The sequence below is a fragment of the Treponema ruminis genome (genome assembly GCF_014201975.1).
GTDB classification, from domain to species: domain Bacteria; phylum Spirochaetota; class Spirochaetia; order Treponematales; family Treponemataceae; genus Treponema_D; species Treponema_D ruminis.
Genome location: NZ_JACHFQ010000002.1, coordinates 482,982 through 504,531, shown reverse-complemented (window position 1 = coordinate 504,531; position 21,550 = coordinate 482,982). Strand labels below are relative to the sequence as shown.

General features: G+C 45.2%; 16 protein-coding genes, 1 tRNA gene and 1 rRNA gene. 13 read left to right on the top strand and 5 right to left on the bottom strand.

Annotated features, from left to right (window positions below):
- The first annotated feature begins 120 nt into the window (after positions 1 to 120).
- Both rrf and HNP76_RS04560 read left to right on the top strand, forming a co-directional pair.
- Positions 121 to 230 (top strand): 5S ribosomal RNA (gene rrf, locus HNP76_RS04565).
- Positions 231 to 517: 287 nt separating this feature from the next.
- A complete protein-coding gene (locus HNP76_RS04560; protein ID WP_184657940.1) occupies positions 518 to 3,421 on the top strand; it encodes a hypothetical protein in 2,904 nt (967 codons plus the stop codon).
- Positions 3,422 to 3,451: 30 nt separating this feature from the next.
- Here HNP76_RS04560 and HNP76_RS04555 read toward each other — a convergent pair whose 3' ends face one another.
- The gene (locus HNP76_RS04555) at positions 3,452 to 3,991 is read right to left on the bottom strand and encodes a hypothetical protein (RefSeq protein WP_184657938.1); all 540 of its coding nucleotides are present in this window, start codon (positions 3,989 to 3,991) and stop codon (positions 3,452 to 3,454) included.
- A 139-nt stretch (positions 3,992 to 4,130) separates the two neighbouring features.
- On the opposite strand from HNP76_RS04555, the gene HNP76_RS04550 reads away from it, so the two are divergent.
- Both HNP76_RS04550 and mnmL read left to right on the top strand, forming a co-directional pair.
- Positions 4,131 to 5,369 carry an aminotransferase class V-fold PLP-dependent enzyme gene (locus tag HNP76_RS04550; RefSeq protein ID WP_221301052.1) on the top strand — a complete coding sequence of 413 codons (1,239 nt, stop codon included), beginning with the start codon at positions 4,131 to 4,133 and terminating at the stop codon, positions 5,367 to 5,369.
- An 11-nt stretch (positions 5,370 to 5,380) separates the two neighbouring features.
- Entirely contained in the window at positions 5,381 to 6,316 is a 936-nt protein-coding gene (gene mnmL / locus HNP76_RS04545) for a tRNA modification radical SAM protein MnmL/YtqA (protein WP_184657936.1), read from the top strand.
- Here mnmL and cobI read toward each other — a convergent pair.
- From cobI to HNP76_RS04525, 4 genes are all read right to left on the bottom strand, one after another.
- Positions 6,300 to 7,016, bottom strand: a complete 717-nt coding sequence (gene cobI, locus HNP76_RS04540) for a precorrin-2 C(20)-methyltransferase (protein WP_184657934.1) — start codon at positions 7,014 to 7,016, stop codon at positions 6,300 to 6,302. The two genes, mnmL and cobI, sit on opposite strands and share 17 nt — an antisense overlap.
- Before the next feature lie 98 nt (positions 7,017 to 7,114).
- On the bottom strand, positions 7,115 to 9,877 hold the full coding sequence (gene secA / locus HNP76_RS04535) for a preprotein translocase subunit SecA (protein WP_184657932.1): 2,763 nt from the start codon (positions 9,875 to 9,877) through the stop codon (positions 7,115 to 7,117).
- Positions 9,878 to 9,957: 80 nt separating this feature from the next.
- Positions 9,958 to 10,031 (bottom strand) — tRNA-Pro (locus tag HNP76_RS04530).
- Between the two features lie 33 nt (positions 10,032 to 10,064).
- Positions 10,065 to 11,258 carry a hypothetical protein gene (locus tag HNP76_RS04525; RefSeq protein WP_184657930.1) on the bottom strand — a complete coding sequence of 398 codons (1,194 nt, stop codon included), beginning with the start codon at positions 11,256 to 11,258 and terminating at the stop codon, positions 10,065 to 10,067.
- A 45-nt stretch (positions 11,259 to 11,303) separates the two neighbouring features.
- Here HNP76_RS04525 and HNP76_RS04520 point away from each other — a divergent pair, with 45 nt between their 5' ends.
- The 9 genes from HNP76_RS04520 (at position 11,304) to HNP76_RS04480 (ending at position 21,546) form a co-directional block, all read left to right on the top strand.
- On the top strand, positions 11,304 to 12,008 hold the full coding sequence (locus HNP76_RS04520) for an RluA family pseudouridine synthase (protein WP_184657928.1): 705 nt from the start codon (positions 11,304 to 11,306) through the stop codon (positions 12,006 to 12,008).
- Positions 12,009 to 12,070: 62 nt separating this feature from the next.
- Entirely contained in the window at positions 12,071 to 12,589 is a 519-nt protein-coding gene (locus HNP76_RS04515; protein WP_184657926.1) for a hypothetical protein, read from the top strand.
- A gap of 11 nt (positions 12,590 to 12,600) precedes the next feature.
- Positions 12,601 to 13,938, top strand: a complete 1,338-nt coding sequence (locus HNP76_RS04510) for an SPOR domain-containing protein (protein WP_184657924.1) — start codon at positions 12,601 to 12,603, stop codon at positions 13,936 to 13,938.
- A 13-nt stretch (positions 13,939 to 13,951) separates the two neighbouring features.
- Positions 13,952 to 15,340, top strand: a complete 1,389-nt coding sequence (locus HNP76_RS04505) for a GGDEF domain-containing protein (RefSeq protein ID WP_184657922.1) — start codon at positions 13,952 to 13,954, stop codon at positions 15,338 to 15,340.
- Positions 15,324 to 16,826 (top strand): polysaccharide biosynthesis protein, encoded by a 1,503-nt coding sequence (locus HNP76_RS04500; protein ID WP_184657920.1) that lies wholly within the window; start codon positions 15,324 to 15,326, stop codon positions 16,824 to 16,826. Before HNP76_RS04505 ends, HNP76_RS04500 begins: the two co-directional genes overlap by 17 nt.
- A 54-nt stretch (positions 16,827 to 16,880) precedes the next feature.
- A complete protein-coding gene (locus tag HNP76_RS04495) occupies positions 16,881 to 18,071 on the top strand; it encodes a DegT/DnrJ/EryC1/StrS family aminotransferase (protein WP_184657918.1) in 1,191 nt (396 codons plus the stop codon).
- Complete coding sequence (locus HNP76_RS04490) at positions 18,061 to 20,265, top strand: xanthine dehydrogenase family protein molybdopterin-binding subunit (RefSeq protein WP_184657916.1); 2,205 nt, start codon at positions 18,061 to 18,063, stop codon at positions 20,263 to 20,265. The genes HNP76_RS04495 and HNP76_RS04490 overlap by 11 nt, the downstream gene beginning before the upstream one ends.
- Positions 20,262 to 20,750: a (2Fe-2S)-binding protein gene (locus HNP76_RS04485; protein WP_184657914.1), complete on the top strand. Its 489-nt coding sequence runs from the start codon at positions 20,262 to 20,264 to the stop codon at positions 20,748 to 20,750. The genes HNP76_RS04490 and HNP76_RS04485 overlap by 4 nt, the downstream gene beginning before the upstream one ends.
- Positions 20,737 to 21,546: an FAD binding domain-containing protein gene (locus HNP76_RS04480; RefSeq protein ID WP_184657912.1), complete on the top strand. Its 810-nt coding sequence runs from the start codon at positions 20,737 to 20,739 to the stop codon at positions 21,544 to 21,546. The genes HNP76_RS04485 and HNP76_RS04480 overlap by 14 nt, the downstream gene beginning before the upstream one ends.
- Positions 21,547 to 21,550: the final 4 nt, after the last annotated feature.

Below are 21,550 nucleotides of genomic sequence, written 5' to 3'. Positions count from 1 at the left end.
TACACAGCCGAGCGGTACTAATAGGTCGTGAGCCCTGGCCATATCCTCATTCCCGCCGTGATGAGGCGGAATCCTTCTTCCGGGAAAGTTCCTGATGATTTAATTGCTGGTGTATAATATGCCGGTGGCCATGGTGGGGTGGATATACCCGTTCCCGTTCCGAACACGGAAGTCAAGCACCCCTGCGCCGATGATACTCCGATACGGGGGAAAGTAGGGAGCCGCCGGCTTTTTTCTTTTTAAACTGCATGTCCGCCATCCTTCCCAGGGGGCGGATTTTTTTGCCTGGTTGCGGAAATTTTTTCCCTACGGAGTGAAGCGCCCGCGCCGGATTGGAGCCCCGCCGTAAGGCGTTCGAACGGGCACGACAGCGAGAGTGCCCGCGGAGCGTAGCGGAGGAATGGAGCGGTCAGCGGAAGGGCGCAAAGCCGGGATTGCAGGGGATTCGCGCATTATTTTTATCTTCTTATTTGGCTTTATTTATTTTCTAAAATCTTAAAATAATGTATAGTAAGGTATGTTTCGCAAGTTTTTTTTGGGTATTTTCTTTGTTTTTTTTCTTTTTCCGCTTTATTCTTTGGGCGGGGTTCTTGCGGATTCTTCTTCTCCACTTCATGTTGTCCGGACGGAATTTTTTGACATAATTTTCCCGGAGGAGTGCCGCCAGTCAGCTCAGAAAATTGAGGCGGTCTGTGATGACTATTATCTTGAAATAACGAAGCTTCTTGAAACTGAGCCCTACCAGCGCTTTCCTGTGACAATTACCCGCTCGGTTGAGTCTCTGAACGCTTATTACGCGGCAGTTCCCTACAACCGCATTGTCTTGTATGATACTTTGCCCGAAGAAAGTCTTGATATGTATGAAAATACGATTCAGCAGGTTTTCTATCATGAGCTGACTCATGCAGTCACATACAACATGAAGGGAAGTGTTGCAAAAGCTCTTTCTTTCATTTCGGACATGATGAATCCGGCCTGGCTTTCGATTACGACTTTCTGGGCTGAAGGTGCGACGGTTTCTTTTGAAAGTAAGGGCAAAGGCGGCCGTTTGAACGATCCTTTTTTTACTCAACTTGCAAATCAGTCGGTGATAGAGAATCGCTTTCCTTCCTGGCGGGATGTCACCGGTGCCCGTGATACATATCCTGGCGGCACGGATGCCTATCTCTTTGGCTCTATGTTCGCTTCCTATTTGCAGGATAAGTACGGAATGTCGAAATATGCTGATTTTTGGGAAAGGGCTGGTTCGAGCCTTTCTCTGAGTTTTATAGCTGGTGTTTTTAAAAAGACTTACGGATTTAATATTACAGATGCCTGGAAAGATTTTGAAAAGACGCTGGAAATTGAGTCTGCTGAAAAAAGGGCTGATTTGCTTTCTAAAAAAATGTCCAGGGTCACGGCTTTGGATGCTTTTTTTGACAGGGAGCAGGGAAATCTTAAAATCGCTTATTTTGACACGGAGTCTTCTTCTTTAAGGCTTGTGACAATCTATGAAAACGGTAAAATCAAGAATAATCGAAAACTTCTTGCAATTAAAGGCGTGAACCGCATTTCTTTTTCTCCGGACGGTAAAAAAATAGCTTTGAGCCGTGATGTCCTTAAAAAAAATACTAAGTGCATTATCGCTGAATATGATTTGGTCAAAGGCCGCTACAAAGAAATTGGAACCAATGGCCGGCGTGACGGATATTTCCGCCTTCGTGACGGCAAGGAAGAGCTTGCAAGCGTCAGAATTGAAGGGGGCTTGGCAGGGGGAAATGCGGCTGTCCTTTTAAAAAATGATGAGATTCCCTTTAGCCCGCTTGCGCTTAGCGATAATCTTTACGCTGCGATTATTAAAGATGGCCTCAGCTGGAAAATCCGCCTTTTTGACGGTAAAAATGTTTTGAGTGATTATGATTTTTCGGCTCTTCTTGACGGACAAAGGACAAAAAATCTGATTTTGCATAATCTTCATTTGCTTTCCTGCGATGAACGTTCTGTCTTCCTTTCATTTTCATGGGCTGAGCTTGGAATGGGCGCTAAAATGCTTTCGAGGTCAGGATTTATTAAAATTGACCGTACTTCCCTTCAGGCGACTGGATTTCTTCAGAAGGAAAATGCTTTTGCGGGCCTGATTGATTCAATCCCTGATTTTAGGGAAGTTAATTTTTTTGAGGGACTTGATTTTGATTCTGCTGATGAAGAAAGTCCTTCTTTTCCTGTCTATTTGATTGCAGCAGAATATGATAAAAAGCCCCTTTACCGTCTTGAGATGAAAACCTGCGATTTTGAGAAAGTTCTTCTTCCTGTGAAGCTCTATGATTTTTCTGGGGCAAATGCTTTGGCTGATAAAAATCGGGCTTCTGAAAATCTTGAAAAAGAGCAGCCCCTAAATGAATTTGAGATGACTGCTGCTCCTGAAATTTCTTACAATCCATTTTCTTACTATAAACGGGGAATTTTCTTTCCTGGACTCGGTTTGGTTCCGATTTACAACCATGATTTCAAGCAGGATTCTTCGACCCTTTTGGGCCTGACCTTTGTTTCAACGAATCCCTGGGGAGACAAGCAGATTAGCTTTTCAGGGGGCTATGATTTTACTTATGGCAAATATGGCTCACAAATTGCATTTACTGGCGGCAATGATAGTTTTAACTATTCTCTATACGGGGCTTTCGTTTTTGATAAAGATGACTTTATGCAGACTTCAGAGTCTTTGCAGTTTGCCAAGGTGCTTTGGCGTGGAAAAGTCAGTGATTTTTCTGTCGGAATGAATGGACTCTACCTGTATGGCAGGCAGATTTGTGATGATGACCTTGAAAAGGGCCGGGATGATTCTATTGGAAAAAGTTATGATTTAATGACTTTCCTTCAGTTTTCAAATATTCACAAAATTTCACCGGCTTTTTATGATTATGCAGGAATTGTTCTTAAACCTTTTTTGCTTAATACATATCGCGATACGGAAAAGCGCTTTGTTGAGGACAAATATTTGAACGCAGGCCTTACTGCCCAGGTCAAGTTTCCTCTGATTATTCCTTTTACCTTTACTGCGACCCTCTTTCCTACTGATACTTATGTGGCATCGGGATCTGTCAGGGCGATTCTTTTTGACTTGGAGATTCATAGGGGAATTCCGGCTCTCTCACTTTTTGTACAGAGATTTTTGATTTCTGCAACTTATGCAGGAAAGATTTCTTATATTCACGATGAATTTTGGGATTGCAAGCGGACTAAGGAAATTCTTGAGAATGCTAAAAAGGAAGATTACTCGGATTCGATAAAAATTGCCGCTGATTTTCTGCTTTCTCCGAACACTGGATTCGTGGCTAATAGTGATTTTCAGTTTTCTCTGGGCTATGCTCTGATTTACCGGCCCAATCCAAGGTTGACAGAAAAGCGGGTGGCCTATGGAATAACCGCATCGATGACTTATTAGCTGGCGGCCGGAATTTTTCGGAAATCACTTTTATTTGATTTTCATCTCGCTCCATTTGAAGAATCTGGGAGCCTTCCAGTCAATCCACCATTCTCCCTTGAAAAAGCCGTTGTCGTCCATTACCGGCGTTACGAAAATTACTTTTGTGGGATTTTCTGTGTCATATTCGAATATGTTTGATTCCCACTGAAATTTTCCGGCTATACTTTTTGTACATTCAAAGCCTGCTTGCTTGTCGACCGGGGTGTAGACTGAAAAACGGTATTTCCCGGGGCGCAGGTTTAAGTGCATTGCCATTCCGCCGTCAAGGTAGAGTAAATTTTTGTAATTGTTAACAACGTTTGGAATTGTTGTCCATTCGTAAGTGGCCTTGACCTTGCTTTTGCTCACGTCGTTTCCATTTTCGTCCTCAATCTTTACATAGCAGCGCACATAATTGAAGTCGGTCTTGTTCTCAGGGCGGTAAATTATCAGTTCCCAGGGATTGTGGCTTGCGCGCGGGAAATCGCTGTCAGCGGGAAGAAAGGCGAGAGAGAAAAGGGCGGAAATCAGGAAAAGAATTTTCTTCATCAGTAAATTATCGGCATGTAAAAAATTGGCAATTAGTAGTGTTCACTTACAATCCTTAGCACTTTTTTTTTGTAAAAACCTACTAGTTTTCTAGGTAAACTACTTCTCAATTTATTTAAAAAATTCTATAATCATTTCTATGAATAAATATCGAAATGACTTTCCGCTTTTTAAGGCGATTGATGAAAAAAATTCTGTAGATAACTCAGGACTCATATATCTCGACACTGCGGCTACTGCCCAGCGGCCTTATCTTGTTTTGAACGCGATGACTCACTTTTACGCGACTCAGAACGCCAATCCTTTGCGGGGGCTTTATTCTTTGAGCGAGCGTGCGACAAAGGCTTACGAGGATGCTCGTGAGACTGTTGCAAAGTTCATCAATGCTCCTTCTAGCCGCGAAATCATCTTTACGCGAAACACTTCAGAAGGATTGAACCTGATTGCTAACACTTACGGTATGGCCAATGTCGGCTCTGGCGATGAAGTCGTCATTTCGATTATGGAGCACCACTCTAACATTTTGCCATGGCAGCATGTATGCCAGACAAAGGGAGCTACATTAAAATTCATGTATGTAGACAAGGAATCTGGTGAAATTCCTGAAAGCGAGTACGCTAAAATCACGCCAAAGACAAAAATCGTCTCGCTTACACACGTTTCAAACGTTTTGGGAACTACAAATCCGATTAAAAAAATCGCTGAAATCGCCCACAAAAACGGAGCCGTAATGGTCGTTGACGGAGCCCAGTCTACTCCCCACATCAAGGTCGATGTTCAGGATTTGGGAGCGGACTTCTTTGCAATGAGCGGTCACAAACTCTGCGGTCCAATGGGAATCGGTGCCGTATGGGGCAGGCTTGAGCTTTTGGAAGCAATGCCTCCTTTCCTCCGCGGCGGTGAGATGATTGAATATGTAACTGAGACAGGCGCTACATGGGCTGAAGTCCCGCACAAATTCGAGGCGGGAACTGTAAGTGCAGGAGATGCTGTCGGTATGGCAGCCGCTATCCGCTACATTCAGTCTGTCGGGCTTGAGACAATCACTGAGCACGACAATGCCCTTGCCGTCCGCCTTATCGAAGGATTCAAGAAAATCCCTCACGTCAACATCATCGGAAACAAGGACGGCACGAAACGCTGCGGTATCGTCACATTCACGGTTGACGGCGTTCATCCTCATGACATCGCGACCCTCCTGAGCGAGGAAAACATCGCAATCCGGGCTGGCCACCACTGTGCACAGCCGCTCGGCTCATATCTTGGGGAAACTGCAACTGCTCGCGCAAGCCTTTACTTCTACAACACTGAAGAAGAAATCGATGCCCTGATTGAAAATGTCGCAAAATTGCGCAAGTGGAGCGGATTTAAGGACTAGGATATTCTTTCGTGATTAGTCTGAGTGATTTTTATCATGACATTTTCGCCTGCAAAACTTACAAGCTTTCCCTGGATGCCGGCTGCACCTGTCCCAACCGGGACGGAAGGAAAGGCTTCGGGGGCTGTATTTTCTGCTCTGAAAGCGGGAGCGGAGATTTTGCGGCTAAGAGAGGCCTTCCGGTAAAAGAGCAGGTTGAAGCTGCAAAAAAACTCGTGGAAGCAAAAGTGAAGGGCAGGAGCGGAAATCGTTTTGGAAAATACATCGCCTATTTTCAAAATTTCACTTCCACTTACGGAGATGCGGAAAGTCTGCTTCAAAAATACAGGAAAGCCTTGGAATGCCAGGATGTTTCAGGTCTTGCCATTGCAACGAGGCCCGACTGTCTTTCAGAAGAAATCCTTTCCGGCATTGCAGAAATCGCTCGCAGTCATTTTGTTCAGATTGAGCTTGGACTTCAGACAAGCAATGAGGAGACCGGCAGGCTTATTAACCGCTGCTATACAAAGAAAGATTATTCTGATGCGGTCAAAAGAATAAAAAAGGCTGCTCCAAACATTCACATCGTAACTCACCTGATTTTCGGACTTCCCGGCGAAAGCGAGGGCGACATGCTTGAATCCGTGAAATTTGTAGTGGAAGAAAATCAAAGGGAAGCAGAAAAAGACTTCAATGACAATCCTTTTTTTGGAATAAAAATAACCACGCTTTATATCGTAAAAAACACAAAACTGGCACAGATGTACGAAAAGGGGGAAGTGAAGCCTCTTTCAAAGGAAGAATATTTTTCCTTGCTCAAAAAAGCCCTGGGCCTGCTGCCTGAAAAGTGCGTAATCCACCGGCTTACGGGGGACCCGCCCAAAGCCAGCCTGATCGCCCCTGCATGGACGACTGACAAAAAGCGGGTAATGAATGAAATCCGAGGGCTTATCACTTCTTTACAATAATCAGGGAAAGATAGGCCTTTTCAAAATCTTCGGCGCTCATTTTTGAAATTTCCCTGCCGCAAAAAATCTTTTCTTCGGGAAGACTTGCCTTTTGGACGAGGACTGACTTTTGAATGAGATTTTCTTTCTCAAGAAGGGCGATTATTTCCTTCAGATGCCGTCCCATTTTCATCAGGACTTTTGTGCCGTCATTTCTTAGAGCCGCTTCCAGTTTGCCCTCGCTAAAAAAAGAGTCTGCAGGGATTACCGAAAGCCCTTCATCCCTGTCGCAAAGTGAGAGGGATGCGGAAGAGGCTGCTGCTGAAAAGGAATTTATTCCTGCTATGAATTTTATCTCAAAGCCTGAATCCTTAATCAAGCGGGCTGTCCTTCCTGCCGTTGAGTAGAGGGAGACATCCCCGATTGAAAGCATGGCTACGTTTTTCCCGCTTTGAAGAAAGTCTATGCATTGGGCGGCGATTTTTTCGTATTCTGATTCTGATTTTTCCTTGTCCACGGTCATTGAAAAAGTGCAGGGAATAAGATTTTTATGGGCTAAGTCGATTTCTTTTTCAAGGGCTTTGAGTGAATTTAGGGCGATTGTATTATTCTTACTTTCGGGATAAAAAATTACGTCACAGGATTTGAGGATTCGGACAGCCTTTAAAGTAAGAAGTTCGGCATCACCGGGACCCGTACTGACTGCATAAAAAACTGGCATAAAATCAAAACTCCAAAAAAATAACCACAGAAGGACACAGATTCTAAATCTTAATCTGCGCAATCTGTGGTTTACTAATTGCTGATTACAGCTTTATCCTAACGACCATGACAGTTCTTATATTTTTTGCCTGAACCGCATGGACATGGATCGTTTCGGCCTACTTTCGGACCTGTGCGAACTACTGTTACGCTCTGACCTGAGCTTGCTCCTGCCATTGTGCGGCCTGCCTGCTGCTGGGCGTTGCGTGCCATCTGTGCTCCGCGCGCCTGCTCGCTCATGCTCTGAGCTTCTGAGTGCTGGGCGTTACCCTGCATTGCCTGGCGTGGCGGCTGATCTGCCGGGGCAATCTGGATTCGAACTTTGAATACTCGGCCTGCGATTTCGATACGGATTTTTTCAATCATTGCATCGAACTGGTTGAAGCCGTCGATTTTGTATTCTGTAAGCGGGTTCTTGCTGCCGTATGAGCGCAAGTGAACTGCTTCACGCAGGCTGTCCAGATATTCGAGCTGGTCCAGCCACTTGCGGTCGATTGCCTGAATGTACTGGTAGCGGATGAACATGTTGAACTGCTCGTGGCCGACCAAAGTTTCTTTTTCGGTGATGTCGTTCTGGAGAAGGGAGAGAACCTTGTCTTCCTGAAGCATTTCCGGTGGAAGCATTACGCCGAAGTTGTTCTTGATGTTTTCGGTGAGGACTTTGATTCCCTCTCCTTTCTTTGAGTGTGCGAAGTCGTAGAACCAGTCGTCGAGGTAATCCTTTGCAGTTGTCATGATTCGCTCGCTCAGGTTTTCATCCTCAAGGATTGAGTCACGCTGCTGATAGATGAATTCGCGCTGTTCGTTGAGAACATCGTCATAGTCAATCAAATTCTTACGGATTTCAAAGTTGCGCTCTTCGACCTTCTTCTGGGCCTTTTCGATTCCCTTTGTAAGCCAAGGATGATAGATAGGCTCGCCTGGCTCCATGCCGATTCGGGTCATGAGGTTCTTCATTCTCTCGCCGCCGAAAAGACGCATCAAATCGTCGTCCATTGAAATGAAGAATTTAGAGCGTCCCGGGTCACCCTGTCGTCCTGAACGACCTCGGAGCTGGTTATCGATACGGCGTGATTCGTGGCGTTCTGAGCCGATTACATAAAGACCGCCGAGTGACTTAACTTCCTCGTAGTCCTTGAGCCATTTTTCTTTTTCGGCTTTTACTGCTGCCTGATATTCTTCTGGAGTTGCCTCTGTGCCGACCTTGCTCAATGCGCGCTGTTCATAGCTTCCGCCGAGCTTGATATCGGTACCACGACCAGCCATGTTTGTTGCGACTGTGACTGCGCCCTTGGCACCTGCCTCAGCGATAATCAAAGCCTCGCGGGCGTGGTTCTTTGCGTTCAAAACTTCGTGGCGGATTCCGTTCTTTGTGAGCAATGCAGAAAGATGCTCTGACTTTTCTACAGAGACTGTACCGACCAGAACAGGCTGGCCTTTTGCATGTGCATCACGGATTTCCTTAACGATTGCGTTCCATTTGTCAGATTCGTTGAGGTAAACTTCGTCCTGCTCGTCAACGCGGGCAACAGGAAGGTTTGTAGGAATTACAACACAGTCAAGTTTATAGATTTTCTGGAACTCGACTGCTTCTGTTGCAGCTGTACCAGTCATGCCGGAAAGTTTTGTGTACATTCGGAAGAAGTTCTGGAATGTAACTGTAGCCATCGTGCGATTGCGCTGGGCAATCTTTACATGCTCTTTTGCCTCGATAGCCTGATGCAGACCGTCTGAATAGCGGCGGCCTTCAAGAATACGGCCAGTGAACTCGTCGACAATCTCAACCTTTCCGTCACGGACGACATATTCGTCATCTTTGTTGTAGAGGCGGTGAGCCCGGATTGCCTGAGTGAAGTAGTGAACGTATTCAAAGTTTTCTTCGTCGAAAACAGTTGTTTCCGGTGAAATCAAATTGTGCTGATGAAGGATAGAATCGATTTTGTTCATACCCTTGTCAGTGAAAGAAACTCGCTTTGACTTTTCATCGATTTTGTAGTCGCCTTTGAGCTCAGCGCGCTCTTCCGGAGTCATGTCTACTTCATCGTAATAGTCGTCTGTTTTCGGATCTTTTTCTGCTTCCTCAAAGAGACCGACGTATTTGTCAACTTCGTAGAATTTGAAAGTGTCGTCTTCGCCTGCACCAGAAATGATGAGAGGTGTTCGGGCTTCATCAATCAAGATGGAGTCAATTTCGTCGACGATACAGTAGTTGAATCCGCGCTGAACCTTGCGGGCCATTTCAATCTGCATGTTGTCGCGAAGGTAGTCGAAACCGAATTCATTGTTAGTTCCGTATGTGATGTCGCAGTTGTAGTTTTCTTTTCGGACAGAGTTGTCCATGTTAGACAGAATTGTACCAACAGTAACGCCAAGATATGCGAATACAGGGCGCATTGTGTTTGCGTCGCGCTCTGCAAGGTAGTCGTTGACAGTGACGACATGAACGCCCTTTCCGCTCAGAGAGTTGAGGTAGGCAGGAGCAACGGCAACGAGGGTTTTACCTTCACCGGTTTTCATTTCAGTGATTTTACCCTGGTGCAGGTTGATTGAACCCATGAGCTGAACGTCATAGGCACGCTCTCCACGAACACGGAAGGCTGCTTCACGGCAGAGGGCAAATGCTTCCGGCAAAATGTCGTCAAGAGTCTCGCCCTTTGAAAGCCTCTCCTTGAAAATCTGTGTCTGTTTTGGGAAATCTTCTGGGGCAAGTGACTTAGCCCATTCTTCTTTATCGTTTACTGCTTTTACGATTGGAATTAATTTTTTTACATCTCGCTCATTCTGTGAGCCGAATATTACGGATAAAACTTTGTCTAACATAGTTCTATTAATATAATGGAAAACAAGATAATAGTAAAGAAATAAAAAACGAGACCCCTTGAAAAGGAATCTCGTTAAAGTCGGGCTATCGGAATTCGAATCCGAGACCTCTTGCCCCCCAGACAAGCACGCTAACCAGCTGCGCTATAGCCCGAAATGTGAAAATGACTATAGCACAAATCGGTTTTTATGGCAATTCCACGCTCATCCAGTTCTTGCGGTCTGCCATGTTGGCCGGCATCATGCCCAGAGTGAGCTGTTTTGCGGTTGTCTCACCGACCAGGTATTCTTTTCCGCCCTCGTTGTCTTCGACTTTGATTGTCTGCCCCTGCTTTCCGGGAAGATAGACTCCAAGAAGGGCGTGGCTGTACTGAGCCGAAATGAACATGCAGCTTTCAAGAGAGCAGTTTTTCAGTATGCACATGAGAAGAAGGGAGCGGCCGTCACAGTCGCTTGAACCGCCCTCAAGAATTGCCGGAATGCTTTCGATGTCGGCCTTGTCGTAGGTTGATGATTTTCGTTCGTAGTGGAAATCCTGAGCCCAGTAAAGAAGGGTCTGGGCGAGAGCTGCCTCCGGATTTTGAGCATCCTTTTTCTCGCAGTCTTCGCGCAGGGCTGTGTAAATGTCGAAGGAAACTTTTTTGACCCGTTCCATTGAATCGCGGGCAAGAAGACGGTAAAAGCGGACCCAGGCATCGTACATTTCAGGAAGGTTGTTTGCCGCATAAAAAGAGAAGACGGCGAATTCACGGTCAATTACGAACTGGCTTGCTTCCGCGTCAATTGAGTCAATCTGAGTCGGAATTGATTTTCCGCTGATTGTAAGCTTTATCGCTTTGGGAGCCTTTCGCGGATAGAATGCGCTTGTAATCAGGCCCGGCTCCCGGAAACTTCCTGCGTCAATAAGGACTGAATCAATAAGGGAGACAAGAACCTGACCTAAATCCTCGAAAACAGTTTTTGGAGAATATGAAAGAATCGAAAGGTAGCCCTTTTTCTGGGGAAGGGGAATGCATGCACCCCAGCCCTGAGCCTCGCTTCCGTCCTGAAGCAAAAGGGAACTTTCAAAGGATGCGATTGAACACTTCTGCCGCCTCCAGATTGCCTCTGAATAGTCGGCCTTGGCCTTTAGCCTTGAAAGGGTGTTTTTGAGTGCCTCGTCAGCTGACTTGAATTTTGATTCGGGCCATACTCGGATTAAGGCATGGGCCTGAAGGTATTTGTTCTTGAAAATGACGGTGGTTTCGTCCTTTTCCATGTCGAGAATTTCATATCCTTCGGGGAAGTCAATTGAGTAGCTGAATTTCTCCGAAGTGATGATTTCAGAAAATGCCGAAAAAGTGATTAAATATAGAAGAAAAATGATTGATAATTTTTTCATGAAATAATTATAGCACACTTCCTGGATTTTCGTTATCATTTTCTCATGCAGCAGATTCCAATTCTTTTTGAAGACGATGAGATTTTCGTGATAAATAAGCCTGCCGGAGTGGCAGTTCAGGGCGGTGAGGGCATTGCCCATCCCCTCGATGAAGAATTTTCAAAACAGGTCGGTTTCCGCGTTCATCTCGTGCACAGGCTGGATAAGGAAACCTGCGGACTCATGGTTGTCGCAAAGAATCCTGCCGCCGCTTCAAAATGGATTGACCTTATCGCCTCAAAGCAGGTTCAAAAAGAATACACGGCAATCTGCTTCGGCCAGCCGCTTATCAATGGAAAGAAAGAAAAGTCCGGCACGATTTCAGGCTCCGTCGTCAAAAAAAACGGAAAAAATCAGCGTGAGCAGTCGGCCGTCACGAACTTCACCCTTGAAAAATCCTGGTCTGTCGAAGTTCCTGTTTTTTCAGGCAATCCGGAAGAAGAGGCCAGCAAGCTCGTCATGCTCGAATTCTCAAAAATCCACCTCAGGCTTGGAACAGGCAGAATGCATCAAATCCGCATCCATCTGGCTTCAGTTGGCTCTCCTATCTGCGGGGACGACAAGCACGGAAATTTCAAGCTCAACAAGCTGGCCAAAAAGCATCTCAAAATCAAAAGTCTTCTATTATGTTCTTCAAAACTCACGATTCCAACAGGCGGCGGAAAAAGCAGGGCTTTCGAGATAGACCTGCCTGATTATTTTCAATTCTAAACTTTTTTTTTCAAAATCCGATATTCATAAAGACAGTGAAAAATATTGCTGTCGGGGTTTTTATGAATAGGTGGGTAAAAATATTTATTTCTGGTCTTTTCGCTCTTTTCTGTGTCTCGGGTGTTTTTGCAAAATCGCTTTCGATTCAGATTATTCAGAACAATCCGGGACAGGATAAAGTCTGGGCGACATCTTATCTTTTTGAGCAGAACATCACGGACTATTTTTTTGATGCGGGGGACATTGTTTCCAGCTCTCCGGTCTGGATTTCTGATTCTGATGAAAAAAATCTCGGTGCTCTCAAAGCGTCTCTTCGTGAAAATCTTGAAGGGGGAATGGACGTTCTTGTCCGCGTTGAGCTTATTTACGATACAAATGATTCTTCAAATCCAGAAGCCTTTCTTCTTGAGAATATTAAAAAAGTTCAGTGGAAAGCTTATGCCGTTTCTACCGGAGTGAAAATCTTCGAGGGCAGCGCTGTTCCTGAAAAACCTACTGAAAAAACAAATAACGAGATGGGATTGAGCCAGTTCGCCGGTTTGGTCGCTTATGAAATCAATACTCAGATGAGATACAACTAAAAGAGGGGATTATGAGAAAAATTACACTTTTTATTCTTACGATTTTTACTGTTGGAACTTTGTTTGCTGCTGCACGTCCTTCTCTTGATGGTCGTGCTGTTGTTGCGGAAGGCGGAACCATGCCGAAAGGTCTTTTTGCCCGCACAGTCGGATATCTGCCTGGTGACAGCGTGACTGTGACAAATCCTGCAACCGGAAGCACGATTGACGTCCTCATTTTGGGTGCAATCGATCCGAGCGAGGGTGTTGCGATTCTCCTTTCTCCTGAAGCTGCCGAGGGCCTTCGCATTAAGCCGGATTCAAATGTTCAGGTTAAACTGACCAAGCGTTCTGGAAGCCTTGACGAAAATGCAAATGGTTCAGCCGTTCTTTCTGAGGGTGATGACCAGCCTGCTGCTGTCGAAGAAAGTCCTGCCCTGGCAGAAAATACTCCTGCTGAAAGTGAATCTGAAGTAGAAGAAAGTCCTGCCCTTGCAGAAGAAACTGTAGAAGGAAATGCTCCTGTCGCAGAAAAGGCAATTGAGGAAGAGCCTGTAGAGGAAATCCCGGTTGTCGCTGAAAAGCCTGTAGAGGAAGAAGCTGTAGAAGAGACTCCTGTTGTTGCTGAAAGACCAGTTGAGGAGACTCCTGTAATTGTTGCAGCCACAGAGCCTCTTGTTGAGGAAAAACCTGCTGAAGAAGAAATCGTTCCGGAAACTGTTTACGAAGAGCTTCCTCCACTTCCCCAGGACGAAAACCTTCAGAAAGTTGTTGTCGTAAGTGCTGATGGAGAAGAGGCAAAAGTTGAGTCTGATTCGGAAAATCCTGTTGCAGTTGAAGAAATTCCTGCTGCTGAAAGCCTTGCCGAAACTGACCAGCCTGTTGAGCTTGACGAGCTTCCTGGCATCGAAGAAGAGCCTGCTGTCGTACTGAATGAAAGTCCGATTGTTGATGAAAATGCTGATGCTTACCAGCCGATCGTTCTTGTTCCGGCTGAGCCAAATCCTCCTGCTGCTGAAGAAGTACCTGTTGAGGAAAGTGCCCCTGTTGCTGTAGAATTAGAAGTTGCTCCAGTAAAGGAAGAAGCTCCAAAAGTTGTCGTTTCAAATGACTGGACTAACTATGTAGTTCCTTCGGCTGGCAATCTCCGCCGCGGTTCTTACTACATTCAGGTCGCTTCTCTTGGAAACACTGATAACATCAAGAGCTTTGTAGAAAAATATTCTGCAAAATATCCTGTGGTTCTTGTTAAGAATTCTTCTACTTATCAGGTGATGGTCGGTCCTCTGAACATCGATGAGTATGGAGCAGTAGGCGAAAAATTTAAGGATTATGGATTTAAAGATTCATTTGTCCGAAGAATAAAATAAGGAATGACAAACTGTGGAGAGCCATCAGGAATCTGTTCAGAAGCATTCTATAACCGGAATCAACATACAGCTTCTCAATGTTTTTTTTATTGTTATTACGGCAATCGTCTTTTGCTTTATCCTTATAATTTCAAATGCCGTAAACAATCGCTTTCTTGCAGTTAAAAACGCGCTTGATAAATTCATTATCTGTGAGCAGTCTTCCGAGCTCATCAAGGAAAGCTCAAGCTACCTCACGGATCAGGCGCGGCTTTTTGTGGTAACTCACAAAACTGATTATGTAAAATCCTATCTTGAAGAAATAAACGTAAACCGCAGGCAGCACAAGGCCCTTGAAAATCTGGAAAAAGTTTGCAGCGAAAAGGATCTGGCCTTGCAGCGTCTTAAAATTGCATTGGAGCAGGGGCAGAGCCTCATCAACATGGAGCTTTATGCCATCCGCCTTGCCTACAGCACCCTTGATATCGATGAAATCCCGGCTCAAATCAGCGAAATCCCCATCCGGGCCATTGATCTGAATGTCTCAAAGGAAAAACTTCAGGAAACTGCCCTGAACAATCTTTTTGGTGAAGGCTATCTTATCTACAAAACAAGAATTAATGAAAACTGCCGCCTTACAATCGCCGCAATCGAAGAGCAGATAAAAAACGACCTTAACCTCAATTCAAATGAACTCGGAACGAACATTTCACGACTTCGCTTCCTCTTCCTGACCCTTCTTCTCTTGAACGTAATTCTTTTCATTTCATTTGCATATCTGATTATCCTTCCTCTGGAACGCTTTAAGACTGCAATTGAAAACGACGAGCGACTTAATGTTATCGGTTCGCTTGAATGTAAGCATCTGGCCGAAAGCTATAACGAAATTTACGACATCAAGGCCCAGAATGAAAAATCCCTGCTTAAAAAGGCTGAGTATGATTCCCTCACAGGCATCCTCAACCGCCGGGCCTTTGATCAGATTTGCCGTTCTTCTTCAGAAAAAAAGCAGCAGCTGGCACTTCTTCTTATTGATATGGACAATTTTAAGTACATCAACGATAATTATGGTCATGCGGGTGGCGATACGGCTTTGCAGGAACTTGCGCGGATTCTTTCTGAAACCTTCCGAACTGATGACTATGTAGCCCGAATCGGTGGTGATGAATTTGTCGTAATCCTTCCAAACTGTTCAAGGTCTGCATCAAACATCATTAAGCAAAAGATTTTGAATGTAAACGAAAAACTTTTGAATATTAAGGACAATATAAAGCCGGTTTCGGTCAGTGTCGGTGTTGCTTTCTCTGATGAAGGATTTACGGATGATTTGTTCAAAAAGGCGGACAAAGCTTTGTATATCGTAAAGGAGAAGGGCAAGCGCGGCTGCGAGATTTACGAAGAGAATTATGTTACAGAAGTGTGATTCACAGATTTATATAATTGGGGCGGGATTTGCCGGACAGATGATTGCCGGTGACTTGCTCCGCAAAAAGATTTTTGGCTCGGTCGCGGCCTTTCTTGATGACGACAAAAATTTAATCGGAAAACAGATTGAAGGTATTCCTGTCCTCGGTCCTATCTCTGAGGTTGCAAAGCTTTTGCGCTGCGGTCCTCTGGACGAGGCCATTATTGCCATTCCAAGCGCACCTACCGAAAAAATCCGTGAAATATACGAAAACTTAAAAAAGGGCGGTTTTGCCCATATCAGGATTTTGCCAAGCGTAAGTCAGATTATTGACGGCAAGGCTCATCTTGTCCAAACCCGTGAAATCGACCCTCTTGATATTCTTGGCCGCACTCCGGTGATTATTCCCCTGCACGAAAGCCTTCAGTATTTGAGGGGAAAGCGCGTTTTGATTACTGGGGCCGGCGGTTCGATCGGCTCGGAGCTTTCACGGCAGCTTTTGAGCGGCGGGGCAGAGCGTCTTTATCTTTTTGGTCATGGCGAAAACTCAATCGTTCAAATTTACCGGGAACTTCATGTCCTGCAGCAGGAAGGTGTCGGTGAGGCGGCGACTGTCGTTCCCATTATCGGTGACATGAAAGACCGGGAATACGTCCGCTACATCATCGAAAAGACTCATGCTGATGTGATTTTCCACTGTGCGGCTTACAAGCACGTTCCAATGATGGAAGAAAATCCTGTCGCTGTAATCGAAAACAATGTCTTCGGCACAAAAAATCTTCTGGATGCGGCAATTGAAAGCGGAGTTCAGCGCTTCGTTCTTATTTCAACCGACAAGGCTGTTTCTCCTGTCAGCATTTACGGGGCCAGCAAAATGCTTTGTGAAAAGCTGGTCCTTCAGTACGCCAAAAAGGCTGCTTCAAATCAGAAATTCATGTTCGTGCGCTTTGGAAATGTCCTGGGCTCACGCGGCTCTATTCTTCCTCTCTTCCAGCAGCAGATAAAATGCGGCGGTCCTGTTACGGTCACTGACAAGGACATGGAGCGCTTTTTCATGACGATTCCGGAAGCCTGTTCACTGGTTTTGGAAACCGGCGGCGTTGGCGAGAACGGCCGTTCCTATCTTTTGGACATGGGAGAGCCTCTTAAAATCATCGACATGGCCCAGCAGATTATCAGGTTCTCAGGCCTTGAACCCGGCAAGGATATTGAAATCAAGATTATCGGAGCCAGGGAAGGGGAGCGCGTTTACGAACCCCTTTGGCTTGATGAGGAAAATCCCCAGAAAACTGAATACGAAAAACTTCTTGTCCTCAAAAACATCGAATTCGGTGACGAAAAGCTGGATCTGCTTCTTTCAAAACTGGAGCCAATCTGCTTCTTTAACGGAGACAAGGAAAAATTCCGAAACAAGGAAATGCTGATTTCAATTCTGCGCGAAAACGTTCCGACCCTTGACGAATATTATAAAATCACAAAGAAAGACAATTCAAAAAATTTATAATCTGCAAAATCTGTAGTTTATAATTTCTGAAATTTGTACTATAATATTCTCATTATGGCAGAAATAAAAGTTCCCTTTTTTAAGCCGTCATTTTCTGACGAAGAAAAAAAAGCTGTTTGTGAAGTAATTGATTCGCTCTGGCTTACCACAGGTAAAGTCACACATGAATTCGAGTGCGAATTTGCAGAATATGTCGGCTCCAAGCATGCACTTGCTGTCAATTCAAACACCAGCGGAATGATTCTTGCCATGGAAGCCTGCGGCGTGGGTCCGGGGAAGGCCGTAATCACCACTCCTTACACTTTCGTTTCTACGGCTGCCAGTGCCGTTCACCTGGGCGGCGATGTTTTTTTTGCCGACATTGAGCGTGATTCTTATTCAATCGACCCGGAAAAAATCGAAGAAATCCTCAAAAAAGATACTTCCCATAAAATCGTTGCAATCGTTCCTGTTCACATTGCGGGAAATCTCTGCAATATGAAGAAAATCAATGAGATGGCAAAAAAATATTCCACAGCCGAAAATAAAATCTACGTCATTGAGGATGCGGCTCATTCTTTCCCCAGCCCCACAAAAGATGGTTTTGCCGGGACTTTGGGCGACATCGGAGTCTTCTCCTTTTATGCCACAAAAACAATGACCACGGGCGAGGGCGGCATGATTACCACAAACGACGACTCTCTTGCCAAAAGAATGAGCCAGATGCGCCTGCACGGAATGAACCGTGACGCCTGGGACCGCTACACAAATCCCAAGGCCAGCTGGGAGTATGACATCATCGCTCCGGGCTTTAAGTCAAATCTTCCTGACGTGCTCAGTGCAATCGGCCGGGTACAGCTCAAAAAGGCAAAATCTTTCGACGAAAAGCGCAAGAAAATCGCCGCTCGCTACAGCCAGGCTTTCAAGGACCTGGACTATGTTATTCTTCCTCCGGATGGCGAGGGAAATGCCTGGCACTTGTATCTTCTTCACCTTGATACTTCAAAACTTGACTGCGACCGCAATCTTTTTGCCCAGGAATTGCAGGCTCTTGGAGTCGGAATTTCTATGCACTTCATTGCGATTTTCAATTTCACTTACTGGCGGGAGAAATATCCTGATTTTAGGGCAGAAAATTTCCCCAATGCCGATGAACACTCAAAAAACACGATTACAATCCCTCTTTTCCCGGACATGAGCGAAGAGCAGGCTGATTTTGTAATCGAGGCCGTCAAAAAGGTCGGAGAAAAGCATCATGTGCGCTAAGCGAAAGTCTGCCGCCAAAAAAAAAGTTCTCTTTTCTGAGGAATTTTACAGCGACATGAGTGCGCCTGACATGCTTTATGCTGTCACTATCACAAGTCCTTTTTCTTACGGACGGATTGCTTCGATAGATTTTAATCCAGGCACGAAAATTCCTGAAAATTATCATCTTTTTACATACAGGGACATTCCCGGCGAAAAAAAAGTAAAAATACTTGATTCAGAAGTTCCTGTTTTTTCCACCGGTGAAATTTCTTACAAGGGCGAGCCTATTGCCATTCTTGTTGGGCCGGATAAGGAAATCCTGGAAGAACTCAAAAATGACGTCCGAGTTCAGCTGGATAAAAACGAGCTTCAAAAAGATGAATCAAGATTTGCCCGCGCCTACAATTATCTTACCGTTTCATTAAAAGACGGTTCTGCCATTGAGCAGAGCCTGATTGCCCTGAGGAATACCCTCGAAGATTTTTCCAAGCCCCGTCAGGTCATTGCAAAGCGCCGGCTTATCGTCGGTGATGTCGATAAAAGCTTTGCTGATGAAGAAAAAACTGCTTTTCTGGTAGAGGGCAAGTGGAATAATCACATTCACTATAAGTCAAACAAGGAAACCGAAGGCTGCCTCTGCTATGTAAAGGGCGGAAACCTGCATATTTTCACTCCCTGCCAGTGGATAAGCCAGCTTACCAAAACCGTTTCTGATGTTACTGGCTTCCCAAAAGAAAAGATTTTCATTACCAGGACTTTAATTTCCCACAAAACGACAAACGCCCTCTGGTTTTCGGGCATAATCGTTTCTCAGGCGGCAGTCGCTGCGATAAAGACCGGTGCTCCTGTAAAATATTCCCTTTCGCGGGAATCCCAGGAAGAGCTGATGGAGCTTCCACCAGAAATTTCAATTTCACACAAAACGGCTCTTGATTCAAAAGGCCTTATAAGCGCCATGGATATTTCGATTGAATATGATTCCGGCTCCTACAATCCATGCGCCCAGGACATTCTTGACAGGCTCACTCTTGCGGCCGCAGGAATTTACAACTGCAAGAACGTCCGCGTGAACGCAAGGGCTTTTAAAAGTCATAATCCGCCATCATCAATTCACCTTGCCATGCTCGATTCATATTCATTTTTTGCAGTCGAAAATCAGATTCAGAAAATCGCTGAAGTAACTGGCTTTTCTCCGGTTGAATTAAGGCAGATGAACAAGGCTGGCGGTCTTCAAAAATCCACGAAGCCATTTACATTTTCTTTTGGCCGTTCAAGTGATGCCATCAATGCGGTTGCCATTCGAAGTGACTTTAAGCGAAAGTATGCCGTTGCCCGGCTAAGCGAGTCCGGCAAGTATGAGCAATATGACTCTTCAATTTATTCGCCGCCTTCAAGGGGAATCGGTCTGGCCTGTGCCTTTGATGGAAGTGGTTATCTGGGCCCCTTCTTTGAAAAATCAAATCTTTCAATGCAAATCTCAGTCAGCGAAGAAAAAAAACTCATCGTTCATGCCTATCCTCCGTCAAATTCAATCCGGGAAATCTGGACTAAGCTTATCACTGACAATATTGAAATCGACAAGCGTAACATTGTTTTTACTAATGAAACAATTGAGGAAACCGGCAAGACAAAAACTTCCGCCCTTGTGATTCCTGAAACCTTAATCGGAACAGTCAGCATAAAGACAATCCTGCTCAAAAAGTGCCTGGATTCAATCAAGCGTAAAAAAATCGACGGAACAAGTTTTTCGGTTAAAAAATCCCTGCCTCCGTCACGCCTAAAGCTCTGGAATCAGGAAGAATTTTCCGGCCTGCCATATTACAATACGGCCTTTGGTACCTGCACTGTGGAGCTTGAATTCGATTCATGCACTTACCGCGAAAACATCAAGAGAATATGCGTCATTATCGATGGCGGCAAGATTCTTTCGCCAAAAGCAGCCGAAAATGCCGTGCACCGCTCAATCCAGCGCTGTCTTGCCATGCTGGTTGACGAGGCTCCCTTGAGCTGCCCTGCGATTTCAGTTCAATTCATGCAGTCAGAAGAAGAGCCCAAGCAAATCGGCCATCTGGTCTATTCAATTTTGCCGGCGGCCTATACTTCGGCTCTTTCCCAGGCCCTTGCCCAGCCTGTCTCACATCTTCCCCTGCAGACGGATTCGCTTTTTAAGATTTGTGAATATCACGCAAGAAAAAATGAGGTTGAAGAATGAAAATTCCTGTAATGCTTAACAGTGAAAAGGTGATTCTCGATGCAAAACCCTCGGAAAGTCTTCTTGAGGTTCTGAGGCGTCAGGGCCTTCTTTCTGTCAAAGAGGGCTGCACAAAGGGAAAATGTGGTTCCTGCACGATTCTTCTTGATGAAAAGCCTGTTCCAAGCTGCATCGTTCCGGTTGGAATCGTAAGGAATGCTTCGATTGAAACCCTGGAATTCTTCATGCTCACAAAGGAAGGTGAGGATATTATTGCCGGATTTAAGCAGGCCGGCCTCAATCTCTGCGGATTTTGCAACAGTGCCCGGATTTTTTCGACCTACGAGCTTCTTAAAAAGGTTTACCGCCCTTCAATGGAAGAACTGGAACAGCTGGCTGACTCGATAAAATGCAATTGCACAGACAAAAAAAGCTTTATAAACGGTGTGATTTATGCAACTGCAAACAAGCATGAGCGGGAGAGAAAACGAAATGCCCTCAACTAAGACTTTTTTTTACGCAAAGAATCTGAATGATGTTTTTTACCAGCTCAAGAATATTTCTGAACTCAACATTGTGGGCGGCTGCACCAGTTTTGTCGGCAAAAATCTGCCTGACAAGGCCCTTTCAATCCGCGATATAGCAGATTTGAAGGTCATTGATAAGCGGGAGCGTTATATCGATCTGGGGGCGGCCCTTTCCCTTTCTGAAATCGAGGACTTGGGCGAGGCCAACCTGCCTAAGATTTTTTACGAGGCAATCACGACAATAGCCAACAGAAACGTGCGCAATATTGCAACCGTAGGCGGAAACATCTGCACCAAGGACTTTTACAATACCCTTTATGCCCCTCTCCTTGCCCTGGACGCCCGGGTTGAGTTTATGGAGGAAGATGACTCTCACCTTCAGGCAATCATGAGGTTTGATTCGATTCCTCACGGCATGATTTTGTCAAAAGTCCGCCTGCCCCTTGAGGAATGGGAAATTTCCGTTTTCAGGCGGCTGGGTCCTCCAAATTCAATAAATGAACTTTCGGCCGGCTTTGCCTTTCTTGCGAATTCCCAGAAAAATCAGATTTCGGATTTGCGTATTGCCTATGCGGGAAGCTTTAAATTCCGTGACATTGATTTGGAAAACAAGCTGATTGGCGCCCATCTTCCCCTTTCAAACACGGCGATTTCAAATTTCATGCTGGAAGCGGAAGATTTCTTTAACAGGGCAATTAAGGATAAAGGCGTGAACGATATTTTGAAGAGGCAGTTCTGGAATCTGGTGAAGTATTCCCTGGAACAGCTTACTTAATCAG

Coding starts and splice junctions, on each gene's coding strand:
- HNP76_RS04560 (WP_184657940.1), top strand. CDS start 518: ATGTTTCGCAAGTTTTTTTTGGGTATTTTCTTTGTTTTTTTTCTTTTT.
- HNP76_RS04555 (WP_184657938.1), bottom strand. CDS start 3,991: ATGAAGAAAATTCTTTTCCTGATTTCCGCCCTTTTCTCTCTCGCCTTT.
- HNP76_RS04550 (WP_221301052.1), top strand. CDS start 4,131: ATGAATAAATATCGAAATGACTTTCCGCTTTTTAAGGCGATTGATGAA.
- cobI (WP_184657934.1), bottom strand. CDS start 7,016: ATGCCAGTTTTTTATGCAGTCAGTACGGGTCCCGGTGATGCCGAACTT.
- secA (WP_184657932.1), bottom strand. CDS start 9,877: ATGTTAGACAAAGTTTTATCCGTAATATTCGGCTCACAGAATGAGCGA.
- HNP76_RS04525 (WP_184657930.1), bottom strand. CDS start 11,258: ATGAAAAAATTATCAATCATTTTTCTTCTATATTTAATCACTTTTTCG.
- HNP76_RS04520 (WP_184657928.1), top strand. CDS start 11,304: ATGCAGCAGATTCCAATTCTTTTTGAAGACGATGAGATTTTCGTGATA.
- HNP76_RS04515 (WP_184657926.1), top strand. CDS start 12,071: ATGAATAGGTGGGTAAAAATATTTATTTCTGGTCTTTTCGCTCTTTTC.
- HNP76_RS04510 (WP_184657924.1), top strand. CDS start 12,601: ATGAGAAAAATTACACTTTTTATTCTTACGATTTTTACTGTTGGAACT.
- HNP76_RS04500 (WP_184657920.1), top strand. CDS start 15,324: ATGTTACAGAAGTGTGATTCACAGATTTATATAATTGGGGCGGGATTT.
- HNP76_RS04495 (WP_184657918.1), top strand. CDS start 16,881: ATGGCAGAAATAAAAGTTCCCTTTTTTAAGCCGTCATTTTCTGACGAA.
- HNP76_RS04490 (WP_184657916.1), top strand. CDS start 18,061: ATGTGCGCTAAGCGAAAGTCTGCCGCCAAAAAAAAAGTTCTCTTTTCT.
- HNP76_RS04485 (WP_184657914.1), top strand. CDS start 20,262: ATGAAAATTCCTGTAATGCTTAACAGTGAAAAGGTGATTCTCGATGCA.
- HNP76_RS04480 (WP_184657912.1), top strand. CDS start 20,737: ATGCCCTCAACTAAGACTTTTTTTTACGCAAAGAATCTGAATGATGTT.